This window comes from Candidatus Symbiopectobacterium sp. NZEC135, from assembly GCF_025962695.1.
Map to the genome: position 1 here is coordinate 1 of NZ_JAGFPF010000280.1, position 1,968 is coordinate 1,968.

The following is a 1,968-nucleotide window of genomic DNA, read 5'->3' on the forward strand; positions in this document are numbered from 1 at the left end:
TCACGATGGAACAAATGAAAAAAACATTTTCAATTAATTTTTTTTCGCAAATGTTTTTTACCCAATACATTACAAAAATGATGTTGCGACAGAAAAAGGGAAGTGTCATCAACGTTGCCAGTATTTCTGCTTTGGATGGCAACCCTGGACAGCTTTCTTATGCGGCGTCTAAAGCAGCGCTTATTGCAGCAACTAAAACACTTTCTGCTGAGCTGGCCCCCAAGGGCATTCGTGTTAATGCAGTGGCACCTGGAGTGATACAAACTGCAATGACCGCGAACTTGCCGCAGGAAGTGCTACGTCGTCAGATGGCACGTTGCGAGTTGAAGCGTCTTGGTTTACCCGAAGAGGTTGCCAATGCGATTCTTTATTTGGCGTCTGACGCATCCAGCTATATTACAGGGCAGGTGGTGCGTATTGACGGCGGTATCGGTTAAACATAAGGATCTCCTATGTTATTGCAAGGAAAGAATGTGCTGATTACTGGAACTCGGCGCGGGATGGGGCGTTCAATGGTTGCTGCTTTTGCTGCCAACGGGGCAAACATTTACGCCCATGCGCGGCAAGAAGACGCCACGTGGCTGGCCGAGTTGCAGGCTGTTGCAAAAGAACATCAGGTTGAGATCTGGCCGCTTTGTTTTGATATGACGGATTACGCAGCCATGAAACTGGCTATTAAGCGTATAATGGCGGATAAACGCCCTATTGATGCCGTTGTTAATAATGCAGGCATTACGGTGAATGCACTGTTTCAGATGACGAGCGACGAGGTGTTGAGAAAACAGTTTGAGGTCAATTTCTTTTCTGTTTTCCTGTTTACGCAATATATTGCCAAATTTATGACACGTCAGAAGCACGGTAGCATCATTAATATTTCCTCCACTGCTGGAGAAGATGGCAATCCGGGCAAATCAGCTTATGGCGCTTCCAAGGCCGCAGTAATTGCAATGACGAAATCCATTGCGGCTGAATTGGGTGAAATCGGCATCAGAGCTAACTGTATCGCACCGGGGATTACTGATACTGATATGCTGGATACCTTGCCGGCCCATATTCTGGAGGAAACTAAGAATACGGTGGATTTACGCCGGGCTGGATTACCGTCAGAAATTGCTGATACAGCCGTTTTCCTGGCGTCAGAGTTATCAAGTTATATTACCGGCCAAGTTATCCGTGTTGATGGAGGATTAAAATGAGCAGAAACATGCAATCACTGCTCGTGGCTGCACGTGATATTCGTAAAAATATATTACGGGTGGCATTTCACGCACCGAGTGATGGTGTACACATTTCACCAGCATTGTCACTTGTTGATATTTTGACGGCACTGTATGGCGCTAAGTTACGCTATGAGCCGCATGATATTACCAATGCTAATCGAGATACGTTTATCTTAAGCAAAGGGCATGGTGCATTAGGGCTGTACGCCGCACTGTGTGAGTTTGGTATTATTAGTCGTGAAACTCTCGACTCTTTCGAGATCAACGGCTCTCCTCTGCAAGTTCATCCGACACGATATCCGGAATTAGGTATTGATTTTTCCAGTGGCAGCCTGGCCCAGGGATTATCTTTTGGTATCGGCCTCACGCTCAGTCGTCGTTTGAAAAAACAGCCCTGGCAGACTTATATTCTGGTTGGTGATGGTGAATGTAACGAAGGTGCTATTTGGGAAGGTGCTTTCTTCGCAGCCCATCAGCGACTGGATTCTTTGACCGTGATTGTCGACTGCAATGGGCTGCAATCGGATGGCTTTACTCAGGACATTATAAATCTGAATCTTCCCGCTCTGTGGGCGGCGTGCGGCTGGGAAGTGGTTGAATGTGATGGCAACGATCTGAATGCACTGCTCGGTGCTTTAGATGCCCCCCATAATGGAAAACCGAAAGCGATTGTGGCACACACAGTTAAAGGAAAAGGCGTTTCCTTTATGGAAAACAATAAAGAATATCACCGGAATAGACTTTCAGA

General features: G+C 46.4%; 3 protein-coding genes. All 3 read left to right on the forward strand.

Annotated elements, in window-relative coordinates:
- Positions 1–437: SDR family NAD(P)-dependent oxidoreductase (locus J5224_RS25885; protein ID WP_264628060.1), on the forward strand; the 437-nt coding region annotated here is incomplete at its 5' end.
- 15 nt (positions 438–452) lie between these two features.
- Positions 453–1,196, forward strand: coding sequence for an SDR family NAD(P)-dependent oxidoreductase (locus J5224_RS25890; RefSeq protein ID WP_264628061.1), 744 nt, complete (start codon positions 453–455; stop codon positions 1,194–1,196).
- Positions 1,193–1,968, forward strand: a 776-nt coding sequence (locus J5224_RS25895; RefSeq protein WP_264628062.1) for a transketolase, incomplete at its 3' end; no start/stop codon positions are given. The genes J5224_RS25890 and J5224_RS25895, both read left to right, overlap by 4 nt.